General features: G+C 43.8%; 13 protein-coding genes and 2 tRNA genes. 4 read left to right on the top strand and 11 right to left on the bottom strand.

The window, feature by feature from the left end:
* The first annotated feature begins 34 nt into the window (after window positions 1-34).
* Window positions 35-730 carry a phosphatase PAP2 family protein gene (locus L2748_RS15465; protein WP_246616097.1) on the top strand — a complete coding sequence of 232 codons (696 nt, stop codon included), beginning with the start codon at window positions 35-37 and terminating at the stop codon, window positions 728-730.
* On the opposite strand, the gene L2748_RS15460 is transcribed toward L2748_RS15465, so the two are convergent.
* From L2748_RS15460 to hemA, 9 genes are all read right to left on the bottom strand, one after another.
* On the bottom strand, window positions 727-1,602 hold the full coding sequence (locus L2748_RS15460; protein WP_220780058.1) for a DMT family transporter: 876 nt from the start codon (window positions 1,600-1,602) through the stop codon (window positions 727-729). The two genes, L2748_RS15465 and L2748_RS15460, sit on opposite strands and share 4 nt — an antisense overlap.
* A 192-nt stretch (window positions 1,603-1,794) precedes the next feature.
* Window positions 1,795-3,357, bottom strand: a complete 1,563-nt coding sequence (locus L2748_RS15455; RefSeq protein ID WP_220780094.1) for an AbgT family transporter — start codon at window positions 3,355-3,357, stop codon at window positions 1,795-1,797.
* A 208-nt stretch (window positions 3,358-3,565) separates the two neighbouring features.
* Window positions 3,566-4,414, bottom strand: coding sequence for a 3-deoxy-8-phosphooctulonate synthase (gene kdsA, locus L2748_RS15450; RefSeq protein WP_220780059.1), 849 nt, complete (start codon window positions 4,412-4,414; stop codon window positions 3,566-3,568).
* A 68-nt stretch (window positions 4,415-4,482) separates the two neighbouring features.
* Window positions 4,483-5,751 (bottom strand): DUF819 family protein, encoded by a 1,269-nt coding sequence (locus L2748_RS15445; RefSeq protein WP_220780060.1) that lies wholly within the window; start codon window positions 5,749-5,751, stop codon window positions 4,483-4,485.
* Between the two features lie 182 nt (window positions 5,752-5,933).
* Window positions 5,934-6,722, bottom strand: coding sequence for a transglutaminase family protein (locus L2748_RS15440; protein ID WP_220780061.1), 789 nt, complete (start codon window positions 6,720-6,722; stop codon window positions 5,934-5,936).
* Window positions 6,722-7,117 (bottom strand): SirB2 family protein, encoded by a 396-nt coding sequence (locus L2748_RS15435; protein WP_220780062.1) that lies wholly within the window; start codon window positions 7,115-7,117, stop codon window positions 6,722-6,724. The genes L2748_RS15440 and L2748_RS15435 overlap by 1 nt, the downstream gene beginning before the upstream one ends.
* 185 nt (window positions 7,118-7,302) lie before the next feature.
* The gene (prmC, locus tag L2748_RS15430; protein WP_220780063.1) at window positions 7,303-8,145 is read right to left on the bottom strand and encodes a peptide chain release factor N(5)-glutamine methyltransferase; all 843 of its coding nucleotides are present in this window, start codon (window positions 8,143-8,145) and stop codon (window positions 7,303-7,305) included.
* A gap of 46 nt (window positions 8,146-8,191) precedes the next feature.
* Window positions 8,192-9,277, bottom strand: coding sequence for a peptide chain release factor 1 (gene prfA, locus L2748_RS15425; protein ID WP_220780064.1), 1,086 nt, complete (start codon window positions 9,275-9,277; stop codon window positions 8,192-8,194).
* A gap of 13 nt (window positions 9,278-9,290) precedes the next feature.
* Complete coding sequence (hemA, locus tag L2748_RS15420) at window positions 9,291-10,541, bottom strand: glutamyl-tRNA reductase (RefSeq protein ID WP_220780065.1); 1,251 nt, start codon at window positions 10,539-10,541, stop codon at window positions 9,291-9,293.
* Window positions 10,542-10,810: 269 nt separating this feature from the next.
* On the opposite strand from hemA, the gene lolB reads away from it, so the two are divergent.
* The 3 genes from lolB to L2748_RS15405 all read left to right on the top strand — a co-directional run bounded on the left by lolB (window position 10,811) and on the right by L2748_RS15405 (window position 13,334).
* Window positions 10,811-11,470 (top strand): lipoprotein insertase outer membrane protein LolB, encoded by a 660-nt coding sequence (gene lolB / locus L2748_RS15415; RefSeq protein ID WP_220780066.1) that lies wholly within the window; start codon window positions 10,811-10,813, stop codon window positions 11,468-11,470.
* Window positions 11,467-12,321 carry a 4-(cytidine 5'-diphospho)-2-C-methyl-D-erythritol kinase gene (gene ispE / locus L2748_RS15410; protein ID WP_220780067.1) on the top strand — a complete coding sequence of 285 codons (855 nt, stop codon included), beginning with the start codon at window positions 11,467-11,469 and terminating at the stop codon, window positions 12,319-12,321. Before lolB ends, ispE begins: the two co-directional genes overlap by 4 nt.
* Window positions 12,322-12,386: 65 nt before the next feature.
* The gene (locus tag L2748_RS15405; RefSeq protein ID WP_028769213.1) at window positions 12,387-13,334 is read left to right on the top strand and encodes a ribose-phosphate pyrophosphokinase; all 948 of its coding nucleotides are present in this window, start codon (window positions 12,387-12,389) and stop codon (window positions 13,332-13,334) included.
* A 1,159-nt stretch (window positions 13,335-14,493) separates the two neighbouring features.
* On the opposite strand, the gene L2748_RS15400 is transcribed toward L2748_RS15405, so the two are convergent.
* Window positions 14,494-14,568 (bottom strand) — tRNA-Gln (locus L2748_RS15400).
* A 20-nt stretch (window positions 14,569-14,588) separates the two neighbouring features.
* Window positions 14,589-14,673 (bottom strand) — tRNA-Leu (locus L2748_RS15395).
* Window positions 14,674-14,675: the final 2 nt, after the last annotated feature.

Below are 14,675 nucleotides of genomic sequence, written 5' to 3'. Positions count from 1 at the left end.
AAGTAAGTCCATAAACTCCTGCTAAGCTCCCCGCATGACTTTTAAATTTATGGATCATTTAGAGACCGCCTCAAGTAAGCCACCTCGCGCAAACAAGACGCTCGCTTTGCGAACATGTGCTTGGCTGTACCTAGCCGCAATCTGCAGTATTGTTTTTAGTGTGTATTTTCTAGATCGGCCTATTTCAACATGGATGCATCACAACATTGATGCAAGCACTTTGTTTAAGCCTCTAAGCCAAATGCCAATATTGTTTGAGTCGCTATCCGCCATCATCATATTAGCCTGCCTACATAAAGCGTGGCGCTTAAAGCTTGCCCCCGTGGCAATCGCATTAGTCATTACCTTATGCTTAGCGAGTGTTGTCAGAGTCAGTGCCAAATATATATTTGGTCGCACTTGGCCAGAAACCTGGTTACATTCTGCAACAGGCAGTAACCCTTCTTGGATTAGTGATGGCGTAGAAGCCTTTCACCCTTTTATGGCAGGCGCTGCCTATAACTCATTTCCCTCTGGTCACGCACTATTTACCTTTGCGCTTGTCAGCGTGTTCTGGTGGCGTTTTCCCAATCTATCCCCACTCTGGCTAGCGGCTATGTTGGGAGCGATTGCAGGGCAATTAGGGCAAAACTATCACTTTTTAGGCGACTTACTTGCCGGTGCAACCTTAGGTCTACTTTGCGCACAAATCTCCATAGCAATAAGTAAGCGAGTATTAAAGCACCACTAGTTCCACATCACCAAAATAGCAGCGATGGCGATCAAAACCAGCGCCAGCATATCTTTAATCTTTACCTTATCTTTAAGCCACAAGGTGGCGATAAGTAAGGTAAAGAACACTTCTATCTGTCCAAGTGTTTTCACATAAGGCACTGCTTGCAACGACATAGCACTAAACCAGCCAATTGAACCAATGCAGCTTGTAGCGCTGGTTAATAACGTCAGCTTAGGCCTTTGCATTAACCCTTCAAGGGTATTTTTATCAACAAGGCTTGAGTAAATCAGTAACGCTGTCGTTTGAATCGCAATCACAAATAACAATACCCACGCTGCACGGTGGGGAAAAGGTAAATCAAGATTCAAACTTGCCTCACGAACCCAGAGCGAGGTCAGCGCAAATGCTGTACCGCAAGCAAGCCCAAGCAAAACAGTCGGCATTGACAGCTGTTTGAATCCATTTTTACTGCTCATCATAAATACGGCAATAGCGCCAATAAAGACGCCTAGCCAGCCAAGTAGCGACAAGTGAGTACCGAAAAAAAACACGCCAAGGATAGCTGCAACTAAGGCTTCACTCTTGGCAAGCCCCGCCCCGACAGCGAAGTTTTTCATTTTAAAAAGCTTCACCATCAATGCAGTTGCCAGTATTTGCATTGCAGCTGCACCTAGCACATAAGCACTAAACTTAAGGGTGATAAAAGGCAATCCCACAGGCTGCCACACATACAATCCTGCCAAGTAGAGCATCGCTATCGGCGTGGCCCAAATAAAGCGCGCTAAGGTGACACCAGCAATATTAACGTCTTTACTTAATTGACTTTGAAACGCATTGCGCCAGGCCTGCATAAAGGCTGCAAGAAAGGTAAAAAAGATCCAAGCCATATTAATTAGCGCCAATATTCAAAATGCTATTATGCATGCAGTGAAGACTTTAGGGTGAATTAGTCTCAAATACTGAAAATAACTCTTATTGATGGTGGGTGAGAATTGTAAAAATAAAGTCAGTAAAAAAGGCAACGTCTACACGTTGCCCTTGTTCACTTAAAACTTTCAATTAAGCCGCTGACTTAATATTTAAAGTCCGTAAGTGTAACTAGCACCTAGACCGAGTGGGAAACCTAACGCCCAGTAAGCCAGTAACCACACACTCCAGATAGACATCAGTGCCAAGCTAAATGGCAGCATCATAGAGATCAGTGTACCAATACCAATGTTGTTCACATAGCGCTGACAGTAAACCACTACTAACGGGAAGTAAGGCATTAATGGCGTAATGATGTTTGAGCTTGAATCACCGACGCGGTAAGCCGCTTGTGATAGATCTGGGCTGATATTAAGTTGCATCAACATTGGCACAAGTACTGGACCAATCAATGCCCACTTGGCTGATGATGAACCCACAAACAGATTCACAAAGCCCACTAAAATAATCATACCCACAACGGTAATTTCAGCTGGTAGATTAAGGGCTTTTAGACCACCAGCACCTTCAACCGCAATCAGCGCACCAAGGTTAGATGCCGAAAATGCTGCCACAAACTGCGCACAGAAAAAAGCCATAACGATGTAATGTGACATGCCGCTCATCGATTTAGACATAGCCTGAACAACATCGCCAGAGGTTTTAAATGAGCCTGTCATATAACCATAGACCAGACCTGGCAGCATAAAGAAGATAAAAATAAGCGGTACAATCGACTGCATCAACGGCGCTTTAAAGCTCGTTAGTGAACCATCAGCGTCACGCAGTGTTGAGGTTTCTGGCACAGTTAACGAGAAGAACGCTGCAATCGCCACGACCATGACTAAGGTTGCTACGCGGAATGCTTTAATCTCAGATGGTTTTTCTTCTTCCATCGCAGGAAGATCCACCTCTTCACGATTAACCTTGTGGGTACGATTTAAGCGAGGCTCTAGCACTTTATCTGTTAGATACCAGATAAGCAGAGTAATCGGGATACAAGATGAGGCCGCAAAGAACCAATTGTTTAATGGATTAACTTCAATATCAGGATCCACGATTTGCGCCGCTGCCTGAGTAAAGCTTTGCAGTAACGGGTCAATACCTGACGGGATAAAGTTAGCGCAGAAACCACCAGATACACCAGCAAACGCCGCAGCAATACCTGCTAACGGGTGACGTCCAACAGTAAAGAAGATCACGCCAGCAAGCGGAATAACCACTACGTAGCCCGCATCAGTTGCAGTGTGCGAGATAATACCCACTAAAACCACCGCTGGAGTTAAAAATTTAGCAGGAGTAATTTTTAGCATGCGCTTAAGCGCGGTGTTAATAAAGCCTGAATGCTCAGCAACGCCGACACCTAGCATTGCCACTAATACAACACCTAATGGCGCAAAAGCAGTAAAGGTGGTCACCATTGAGGTTAGAAAATGCGTTAACGCATCGGCACTGAGCAGATTATTTACAACGATTGGAGAATTAGTACGAGGATCTATCGCATCAAAACTCACACCGGATAACAGTGCAGACAATGCCCAAACACCAAACATCAAAATCAAAAATAGCATTGCTGGATCGGGTAACTTATTACCTACCCTTTCGATGCCGTCTAACGCCTTACCTAACATTCCTTGTGCCCCTTCATCAGGAAGCACCTGTTTGTCTGCTTTCATCATTCAACCTATTTATTATGTTCTTACACTTAAAGTTTGCCAGCTATAGAAGCCATCACTTCATCGTGTGTCTTTTTTATAACTTACTAGAATAAATGTCTAATCTGTATCGAAACTTAATTTACATGGATCAAAACAATAAAACCCTGACATGATGCAGGGTTTTATTTTATTTAATAAGCCTAAAACAGCTTAAAACACTCAGGAATTACTTACTGGTATCGATTGGGGCAAAAGATTTGACTAAGTCATCAATTGCTTTCATCTGAGTTAAGTAGTTCTCTAGTTGGTGTAATGGCAATGCACATGGACCGTCGCACTTAGCATTATCTGGATCTGGGTGAGCTTCGATAAACAAACCTGCCAAACCAAGTGCCATACCACTACGTGCAAGCTCTGTGGCTTGAGCGCGGCGTCCACCAGCACTATCGCTACGTCCACCAGGGCGCTGTAGAGCATGCGTCGCATCGAAGATCACTGGGTAACCCGTTTGCTTCATCTCGTCCATACCAAGCATATCCACAACTAGGTTGTTGTAACCAAAGCTTGAACCACGCTCACAAAGCATGATTTCATCATTACCTGCTTCGTTAAACTTTGTGATGATATGACGCATCTCATGTGGTGCAAGGAACTGCGGCTTTTTCACGTTAATGATGGCGCCAGTTTTTGCCATTGCAACAACTAAGTCTGTTTGGCGTGCTAGGAAAGCAGGCAACTGAATCACATCAACCACTTCAGCAACAGGTGCACATTGGTGTACTTCGTGCACATCTGTGATTAACGGTAGGTTAAAAGTCGACTTAATCTCTTCAAAGATCTTCAAGCCTTCTTCCATGCCTGGACCACGGTAAGAATTCACTGATGAGCGGTTAGCCTTATCAAAAGAAGCCTTAAACACATAAGGGATCCCTAGCTTTTGAGTGACTTCGGCATAGGTTTCAGCAATTTGCATTGCTAAATCGCGTGACTCAAGTACGTTCATACCGCCAAACAGCACGAAAGGCTTATCGTTAGCGATCTCAATCGAACCTAAACTAATGATTTTATTGCTCATCAATCTTTTCTCTCTTCGTGAGCCAAGGTCAATACCTTGGCGTTAATCAACTGGATTTGGCTGCCGCGTTAACTCGCTACAGCTTGTAAAATCTGGCCACAGATCCATGCCATATAAGTGCCTAAAGCATAGCCCAATACCGCAAGGAGCACACCTACTGGCGCAAGCGCAGGATGGAAGGCCGCTGCCACAACAGGCGCCGATGCCGCGCCACCCACATTCGCCTGGCTACCCACTGCCATGTAGAACAATGGCGCTTTAATTAATTTAGCCACGATCAGCATAAAGCTGGCGTGCACTATCATCCAAATCATACCGATTGCAAAATACCAAAGGTTCTCAGCATCTAGTAGCTTAGATACATCCATATGCAAACCAATGGTTGCCACTAGAATATACAAGAAAGCCGTCGCGACTTTTGACGCGCCAGCCGCTTCAATGTGTCTCACACGAGTAAATGACAACGCTAAACCTATGGTAGTAACAGTCACTATCAACCAAAAGAACTTAGACGTTAAACTGTAATCACGCGTCCATGGGTAATTGGTTTCAAAAAATGGACCGAGTAAATCAGCGACGATATGAGCAAAACCTGTCACACCAAAACCGATCGCCACAATCATCATTAAATCGTTAAGGCTTGGAATACGTGCATTTTCAGCATGGTATTTTTCAACTTTGTCTTTCAAAGCTTCAAGTGCAGTGGTGTCTGCCCCTGTTCTGGCATCAATCTGCTTAGCTTTTGACGCCATAAACAGTAGCACTGCCATCCAAATATTGGCCACGATGACATCGACTGTCACCATAATTGAGAAAATATCGCCACCTACTTCATAAATCTCTTTCATCGCAGCTTGGTTGGCGCCACCGCCAATCCAGCTACCCGCAAGCGTGGTCATGCCACGCCATACGGCATCAGGCCCAGAAACACCTAAAATTTCAGGATGAATAGCCGAAACAATAAGCAGCGCAATCGGTCCACCGATAACAATGCCGACAGTACCGGTCAAAAACATCACAATGGCCTTAGGGCCGAGGGAGAGGATCGCTTTTAGGTCGACACTCAAAATCAGTAACACTAAACAAGCTGGTAATAGGTAACGCGAAGCAACAAAGTAAAGCTCTGATGTCTTACCGTCGATAATATCAAAGGTATTCAATAGCGAAGGCAAGAAGTAACACATTAACAATGCTGGAACGAAGGTATAAAACTTCTTCCAAAAAGGATTGCTACTGTTACTGGTATAAAACACAAAGCCGAGCACGACCGCTAAAATACCTAACGCAGTCGCGTCATTGGTCACCAGCGCACTGGTCACTGTATCCGTACTACTCATGAACTCTATCCCCTAGAAATTGGCAATGATTTGCCTAATTATTATTCTTACAATTCAATTTATTGGTGTAACGTTTTTAATATTAACGCTTTTATTGCCATCGCTATGTGGCGGCGTTTTTCCTGCTGACTTTCAACACTCGATTTCAACACAAAAGGGCCTTAAAGGCCCTGTTGTGATACTTAATGGAAAGTTTCTACTTCCTCTTTAAGTTCTTTCAATTGCATCTTCACCAGTTCAATAACCGGATCGTGTGGACTATTTTCCACAAAATGGGTTAAATCTGCGGTGGCAACGCTAATGCAACCTAACTGCTGTGCAATAAAGGCTCGCTCACGATTGAGGTTCAAATCGTCACTATGCCATTGCAATAGCAAGTTACAGCACTCCAATGCTGGCTCAAAATTATGCGCAACGATGCTACCCGCTTTCATTTCATGGATCATCCGAGAAATGATACGTTTAAGCGTTGCGGGTTTTAAATAACTAGGCTTAAACTTGGCCGAATTACCTAATTCTCCACGCACAAACACGTGTAGCTGATGTTTAGATAAATCCGTCCCCGTTAATGGATCTATATAGCGCACCTCATCATCAATACGGCTACATAAAATGGATTGTCCTGGCAGTAACAGTAACTCAAGCGATAAGTCGAGCTGCTTGCCCAATAACATCAACACTGTCGCCAACGTTGTGCTATTGCCTTGTTTTGACGTCAGGCACTTACCTAAATCCGCAGCTTCAGCACTGTAGTATGCTTCTCGGGCGCAAAAGCCTAAATCGTTATAAAACCACTTAAGGAGCCCATTTAAACGATCGTGCCTATCAACCACGTAGAAACTTAACACTGAGCCAGCTAATTCTAGCCAGGCCCAGTTTGCATTTTTTTGCTTAGAAAAACCTAAATGCTCTGCAATTTCAAAAGCGGTCTCAGGAAGCTGTATTGAGTCGTTTTGTGTTAAATCAGTCATTAACCGAGCAACACCCCTTGCTTAAGGATCGCAAGTTTAGCGGCATAAACCACCCAACCAATTGCGCCAAAAGCAGCAAACACTTTAAACAGCGTATTGCGATTAGCTTTAAGGGCGATAGCAGCCAATACAATATAAGCCACTACAGCACCTAGTTTTTCTGTCATCCATGGGTCAACAAAAGGATACTGCTGGATAGAAACACACAAGATCAAGCCCGATAGCAGTAAGAAAGTATCAATAACATGGGGCGCAATTTTAATTGCTTTCTTTTCTAATACTGGGGATTTACGTAAATGCAGCACGAAACGGACTAAGAAAAACAATACACTCGTCGCGATTAACGTCATGTGCATATGTTTAAACGCTGGGTACAAACTGTAAAAAGTTTCCATGAATAAAGATCTATTAGTCGACAAAGGCGGCTAGTGTACCCCATACGTTAAGCCATAACCAATATCCCGCTATGACAAGCTGTAGAACCGCACAAAGTTTAACCACCGCTTTTTTGGCGGTAAAAAATAAGTAATAAAAAAGGCACTATTAATAGTGCCTTTTAAAGTTGAATCAATTGCTAGCATTAACGTGGCCAACGACCTAAAGTACAGCGGTCATTACTGCCAAAATCACGCACAGTGGCAACGTTTTCATAGCCAAGTTCAATTAACTTTTCTCTTAGCTCGATTGCTTGCTGGTAACCATGTTCAAGTAGCAAATAGCCACCTGGTGCCAAATAATCGCGAGCACAGTCGGCAATATGAAACAGATCCGCAAAACCTCTTAGCGGCGCTGTTAATGCACTTTGTGGCTCAAATCTGACATCGCCCTGTGAAAGATGTTCATCTTCTTCGTCGATATAAGGAGGGTTCGACACAATTAAATTAAAGTCATAACACTCAACAGCATCAAACCAATCACTTTGAAACACATCAACTTGATCAAGTTTTAGATTAGTACGGTTTTCTTTAGCAAGCTCAACCGCATCATCCACTTTATCGATCGCACATACTTGCCACTCATTGCGCTCATGGGCTAACGATAACGCAATCGCGCCAGTGCCAGTACCTAAATCAAGCACCTTAGCATTTTCAGCCAAAGGTAAATTCAGCGCCGTTTCAACCAGTATTTCAGTATCTGGGCGTGGGATAAGCGTGGTTAGATTCACTCTAAATGGCAGTGACCAAAATTCACGTTCACCGACAATATGCGCAATAGGATTGCCGCGAAGACGCTTGGCTAACATCTGCTTAAACTCGAAAACCTCTTCGGGTTCTAAGCTTTTTTCTGGCCAAGTATATAAATAGCTGCGCGGTTTGCTAATAACGTGAAGTAGCATCACTTCAGCATCAAGTGATGCTGAGTCTGAAATGCTTTCAAGCTGAGAAGAGGCCCAATTAAGCGCCCCTGAAATAGTTAATTGCAAGGAACATCCTTATTCATTTGTAGCACAGTCATAATGAGATAAAGGTTTAGCCTTCACCCAGTGCTGCAAGCATATCCGCTTGGTTTTCTAAAATGAGAGGCTCAATAACGCAATCGATATCACCTTCCATAAATTCGCCTAAACGGTACAGAGTTAAGTTAATTCTGTGCTCACTTACACGACCTTGTGGGAAGTTATAAGTACGAATACGCTCTGAGCGATCACCAGACGATACCAAGTTACGACGAGTACTTTCTTCAGCACTACGACGCTTCTCGTCTTCTACTGCTTGAATACGTGCAGCAAGTACACTCATTGCCTGGGCGCGGTTCTTATGCTGTGAACGTTGATCCTGACATTCAACCACGATACCGGTTGGAATGTGGGTAATACGAATCGCAGAGTCAGTTTTGTTAACGTGCTGACCACCGGCACCTGATGCGCGGAACGTATCCACTTTCAAGTCGGCTTTATTGATTTCAATCGCTTCAGCTTCTGGCACTTCAGGCAATACGATAACGGTACAAGCAGAAGTATGTACACGACCTTGAGATTCTGTTTCTGGCACGCGTTGTACACGGTGTCCACCTGACTCAAACTTAAGCTTACCGTAAACGCCTTCACCGCTGATTTTGGCAATCACTTCTTTAAAGCCGCCATGCTCACCTTCGTTGGTGTTCATGACTTCAATTTGCCAGCGCTTGCCTTCAGCAAACTTGCTGTACATGCGGAACAAGTCGCCCGCAAAAATAGCCGCTTCATCACCACCCGCGCCAGCGCGAATTTCAATAAAGCAGTTATTATCATCATTAGGATCTTTTGGCAGTAACAGGATTTGCAGTTCGTCTTCTAATTCTGCAATTTTTGCTTTTGCTTCTTTGTACTCTTCCTGAGCCATCTCTTTAAGGTCGGCATCGTCTTCTTCCATCATCTCTTTAGCAGACTCTAAGTCTTCTTCTGCTTGCTGAAATGCTTTAAAAGCACGAACCACATCCTCTAATTGAGAATATTCCTTAGACAAGGCGCGAAAACGCTCCTGATCAGCGATAACACCTGCATCGCTCAGTAACGCCAATACTTCTTCGTTACGTTCAAGTAAGCCTTCAAGCTTACGAATCACACTGTCCTTCATTTAAACGCTAACCTTAGTCTTTATCTAGTCCAAGCACAGCTCTTAATTGTCCAAGAGAGTTTAAATCCCCTTGGCGACTCGCAGCGGTAAGCGCTTGTGTCGGTGCGTGGATCAGCTTGTTGGTCAGCTTATTGGCCAGCTCCAGTAAGACTTGCTCACTATTACCACCTTGGGCCAACTTGTTGACCGCTCGCTCTACCAACTCATCTTTAATCGCCATACTTTGGGTGCGATATTCACGGATACTGTCTACCGACTCTAATGAGCGGATCCATTCCATAAATAGATGAGCTTGATCGTCTGCAATTAATTCTGCTTGCTCGGCGGCTTCTCGTCGAGAAGCCATATTCTGTTCAATAATGCTTTGCAGGTCATCAACGGTGTAGAGGAATGCATCATCTAAATCCGCGACTTCAGCCTCGATATCTCGAGGAACTGCTATATCTACCAACAACATAGGTTGATGACGACGTTGCTTAAGCGCTTTTTCTACCATGCCTTTACCAAGAATTGGCAATGGGCTAGCCGTAGAGGATATCACGATATCGGCCTTAGGGAGAAAATCTGGGATCTGTTCTAGTGTAATTGCTGTTGCACCGAACTCATCACACATGGCTTCGGCACGTGAAATTGTACGGTTTGCCACCACCATGGCTTTAACACCATTGTCTTTTAGGTGGCGCGCCACTAGCTCAATCGTCTCACCTGCACCGACCAATAATACTTGGGTCGTACTCAGGGAAGAGAAGATGTGCTTGGCCATGCTAACAGCAGCAAAAGCGACTGATACTGCAGCGGCACCGATTTCAGTTTCTGTGCGGATTTTTTTAGCAACGGAAAAGGTATTTTGAAATAGCTTATCCATTGTTGAAGCCACTGTTCCCGCCTCTTTTGCTTTTACAAAAGATTGCTTAACTTGGCCTAAAATCTGCGGCTCACCTAAAATCAAAGAATCTAGACCAGCAGATACACGCATTAAATGTTTAACTGCTTCTTGCCCTTTGTATTGGTACAAGCAGGGCTCAACATCTTCATGCGACAGTTGATGGTATTCTTCCAGCCACGCAACTACGTCAGCAGCTTCACTGTTATTACAATAAAGTTCTGTACGGTTACAGGTGGAGATAATAACGGCTTCGCCCGATTGAGTACGAGACGCAAGACTCTTCATAGCATCATGAATTCTGTCTGGTGCGAATGCGACTTTCTCACGTAGGTCGACCGTGGCCGTTTTATGGTTAATTCCGATTGCTACAAGGCTCATTTGACTCGTTCTGGACTCTTGGGCATCTCATTTATGGCTGCCATTCTACTGAATTGATTTTGTTAAAAACAGAATACGCTTAACAAAACCGAATAATAATCTCTGTTCTTACCCATTTTTTCAATTAGCATCACTTTTTTAACTATTCGTATATAGATATTTCACGCTTAAACGACATTAAGCATTGTACAAATGGTTATTTTTGCATATGGGCATTGGTAAATTACTCAAGCCCTCGTATCATAAGGGCTCTTTTATATCAGTAATAGATGAATAATTTGAGCAGCTTCACAAAAAACACTTATCTATGGGTGATATTGAGCATCTTTTTAATTAGCGGTTGCTCAACTACCATACCAGACAACCTAGTTCCCGTCTCTGTTAACAAAGTGCAGCAAGCTAGTGCATGGGAAATGCAGGGAAAACTTGCAGTTAGAACACCAGAGGACAGGTTCAGTACCAACCTTTATTGGTTACATAGCCCTGAGCGAGACGAGCTCAAACTAACCACTATGCTTGGCACTACCGTATTGTCTTTATCTAGCCAAGCCGGCTTAGTCACACTTGAAGTTGACGGCAACACATATCAAGACACTGATGCCCAGCGTTTGCTTACGCGCGTATCTGGCTGGTCAATACCGATAGATTCATTACCATTATGGATCACCGGGCAACTAACTGCTGACGACAAACTGATTAGCAGTGACAGTCAACAACGGCCGATTAAATTAATCAATGCAGAGCAGTTTCCACCTTGGGAAGTTGAATTTAATAGCTGGCAGACCCAAAGCGGTGCCGAAGTGCCGCGTTTACTCGAATTACAACGTGATAAAGTCCGCTTGAAGTTACAATTGAATCAATGGCAAGCTCTAGCACCAGAAAGCCAAGTAATAATTAAACCTAACTCAGACATTGAGAACTCTTTATGACTGCGTCACTTTCCTTGGGCTGGCCAGCACCAGCCAAGTTGAACCTGTTTTTACACATTAATGGCAGACGCCCTGATGGTTATCATGAACTACAAACATTGTTTCAATTTGTAGAACATTGTGATTACCTAGACTTCAAAGTAGTCAATAAGCCAACACTAACATTACACTCCAATCTAGCTGGCGTTGTCGCTGACAGCGATAACTTAATTCTCAAGGCTGCAAAATCATTGCAAGCTCATACAAATTGTCAGCAAGGTGCAGAAATCTGGCTTGATAAACGCTTACCTATGGGAGGCGGTCTTGGTGGTGGTTCTTCAGATGCAGCGACCACACTTGTCGCACTGAACCAGCTATGGGGAACCGGCTTACCCTCCGGTGAACTTGCAAAAATAGGACTCACACTTGGTGCTGATGTACCTGTTTTTATTAATGGTTTTTCTGCTTTTGCCGAAGGCGTCGGTGAAAAATTGATTAATGTAGAGCCAACTGAACCCTGGTATTTAGTGCTCATTCCTCAAGTACACGTGTCAACGGCAGAAGTATTTCAGGATGCCGAACTGCCGCGTAACACGCCAAAGCTAGATCTCGGTACATTAATGAGCAGCCCATGGCAAAACGACTGCCAAACATTAGTCGCAAAACGTCACCCTCAAGTTGCCAAAACCTTGGGCTGGCTGCTAGAATATGCGCCGTCCAGAATGACCGGAACCGGAGCATGCGTTTTTGGTCAATTCGAACAAGAGCATGAAGCTAAAGATGTATTGGCGAAATTGCCTGCATCGATACAAGGCTTTGTTGCAAAAGGGGCAAATATATCGCCGTTAACATTGAGATTAGCTCAGTGTTAACCAAATTCTGGGATACTTTTTTTAATCCCAGCCACTATCATGAAGCATACGCCTGAGGTTCAACAGTGCCTGACATTAAACTTTTTGCCGGTAACGCAACACCTAGTCTCGCTAAGAAGATAGCCGATCGTCTATTTTGTAAACTTGGAGACGCAGAAGTAGGCGTTTTCAGTGACGGCGAAATCAGTGTCCAAATTAATGAAAATGTACGTGGTGCGGATGTATTTATCATTCAATCTACATGCGCTCCTACTAACGATAACCTAATGGAACTTATCGTTATGGTTGACGCGCTTCGCCGTGCATCAGCTGGTCGTATTACAGCGGTTATTCCTTACTTTGGTTACGCGCGTCAGGACCGTCGTGTTCGTAGTGCTCGTGTACCTATCACTGCTAAAGTTGTTGCAGATTTCCTTTCAAGCGTTGGTGTTGACCGCGTATTGACTTGTGATCTACACGCAGAGCAAATTCAAGGTTTCTTTGACGTTCCAGTTGATAACGTATTCGGTAGCCCAGTGTTACTAGAAGATATGTTAGCTAAGAACCTAGAAAACCCAGTAGTTGTTTCTCCAGACATCGGTGGTGTTGTACGTGCTCGTGCAGTAGCTAAACTACTTGATGATTCTGACTTAGCAATTATCGATAAGCGTCGTCCACAAGCCAACGTTGCGCAAGTTATGCACATCATTGGTGACGTTCAAGGCCGTGATTGCATCATCGTTGATGACATGATCGATACTGGCGGCACACTGTGTAAAGCTGCTGAAGCATTAAAAGAACACGGTGCAAACCGCGTTTTCGCTTACGCGACTCACCCAGTATTTTCTGGTAACGCTGCGAAGAACATCGCTGAATCAGTAATTGATGAAGTGATTGTGACTGACACGATTCCATTAAGCCCTGAAATTGCTGCTCTAGACAAAGTTTCACAGTTAACTATGTCTACTGTTATGGCTGAAGCAATTCGCCGCGTAAGCAACGAAGAATCTATTTCTGCAATGTTCAAGCACTAATTCACTACGAATTAGTCTTTAACTGAAGTAGTAATAAAAACGCACTCCGTGGAGTGCGTTTTTTTATGCCGTTAGATTGGTATAACATCAAACCTAGTGGGAGGCTTTTGATAAATCGACGATATTTTAGCTTATGTAGTAGGCTATGAGCTTATTTTTGCTGAATAAGGACAAGTGTATGCTTAATATGAAAAGCGCCGAAACGAGCAAGAACTATTCTGTTCAGGTATCGGTCACTAATGGTAAATAGTCGATATGCTTTCAAACTAGGCTCAGACAACATCAGATAGCGCTGCTTTATGTAGGCTGCTTCTAATACCAATCAGTATAAATGACCCCGCTTCATTAAAAGCACAAAAATGCTCTAGCATCTATGCCATCCATTCCGCTCACCCTCAACATCTATAAGCATCGCGGCATACTCGGCTTCTGACCGCTTACAGCCATCTCTATCCTCTATAAACCACTCACGACGAGTCCCTTTGACATGTTCAGCTAAGCAGACTGGCTTGCTATAGCATTTTCTGCGTGCCATCAAGTAAACACTCGGGCAAAGCACAATAGTCGATATAAATGACATTGGGACCGCTCCAGAACACATACCACCCTGAATGCGTCAGCCATGTCGACTTCAGCTTGTTTACCTTCTTGATAGCTATTACCAATCAGTAATGAGTTATACCAATTAGTATAAAGGTTTGGTCGCTCAGCGAGAATTTAGCGGCACTGAGACAAGGCAACGAGTGAAGAGCATAGTTATTCTACGTTCAAACTTGTTAACGCAGTATCAGAGCCGCTAAAACTCGCCATTCTGGAGCGTTTTTGGCTGCCTACTTCTACGTTGAATAACTTCACAAGGGAACAACCATTCTTTCAGTTATTCGCCTTGAATTAGTTTGCCAAAAACGCTCTGAGCAGATCAACTTCTTATACTAATTGGTATTATGATCTCATATCCTCATTTAAAAACTTATACCTATGAAGAGGGTATAACTTTATCTCGATCAGAAAAAGAGTGATGTCACTGTGCCAAAGAGATTGGGCAAAGATGACTAAGTGTTAAGATGGAATGGTATAACAAGATATGCTAAAGCGAATCGAAAGGGGTATAAAACGCCAAATGCAAAAAAGCTCATCCTAAGATGAGCTTTCTTTTATATGGCTGGGGTACCAGGATTTGAACCTGGGAATGCCGAGATCAAAACCCGGTGCCTTACCGCTTGGCGATACCCCAACAAAACTACTTAAACTCGATGGTACGGGAAGAGAGACTTGAACTCTCACACCTTGCGGCACCAGAACCTAAATCTGGCGTGTCTACCAATTCCACCACTCCCGCAT

It is taken from the genome of Shewanella sairae (genome assembly GCF_023283535.1).
GTDB lineage: Bacteria > Pseudomonadota > Gammaproteobacteria > Enterobacterales > Shewanellaceae > Shewanella > Shewanella sairae.
The sequence above is the reverse complement of the archived record's forward strand: the minus strand, read 5'-3'. Positions and strand labels throughout refer to the sequence as shown.

Bases quoted from the DNA above. Each gene is read 5' to 3' on its own strand.
- L2748_RS15465 (WP_246616097.1), top strand. From the start codon at position 35: ATGACTTTTAAATTTATGGATCATTTAGAGACCGCCTCAAGTAAGCCA.
- L2748_RS15460 (WP_220780058.1), bottom strand. From the start codon at position 1,602: ATGGCTTGGATCTTTTTTACCTTTCTTGCAGCCTTTATGCAGGCCTGG.
- L2748_RS15455 (WP_220780094.1), bottom strand. From the start codon at position 3,357: ATGAAAGCAGACAAACAGGTGCTTCCTGATGAAGGGGCACAAGGAATG.
- kdsA (WP_220780059.1), bottom strand. From the start codon at position 4,414: ATGAGCAATAAAATCATTAGTTTAGGTTCGATTGAGATCGCTAACGAT.
- L2748_RS15445 (WP_220780060.1), bottom strand. From the start codon at position 5,751: ATGAGTAGTACGGATACAGTGACCAGTGCGCTGGTGACCAATGACGCG.
- L2748_RS15440 (WP_220780061.1), bottom strand. From the start codon at position 6,722: ATGACTGATTTAACACAAAACGACTCAATACAGCTTCCTGAGACCGCT.
- L2748_RS15435 (WP_220780062.1), bottom strand. From the start codon at position 7,117: ATGGAAACTTTTTACAGTTTGTACCCAGCGTTTAAACATATGCACATG.
- prfA (WP_220780064.1), bottom strand. From the start codon at position 9,277: ATGAAGGACAGTGTGATTCGTAAGCTTGAAGGCTTACTTGAACGTAAC.
- hemA (WP_220780065.1), bottom strand. From the start codon at position 10,541: ATGAGCCTTGTAGCAATCGGAATTAACCATAAAACGGCCACGGTCGAC.
- lolB (WP_220780066.1), top strand. From the start codon at position 10,811: ATGAATAATTTGAGCAGCTTCACAAAAAACACTTATCTATGGGTGATA.
- ispE (WP_220780067.1), top strand. From the start codon at position 11,467: ATGACTGCGTCACTTTCCTTGGGCTGGCCAGCACCAGCCAAGTTGAAC.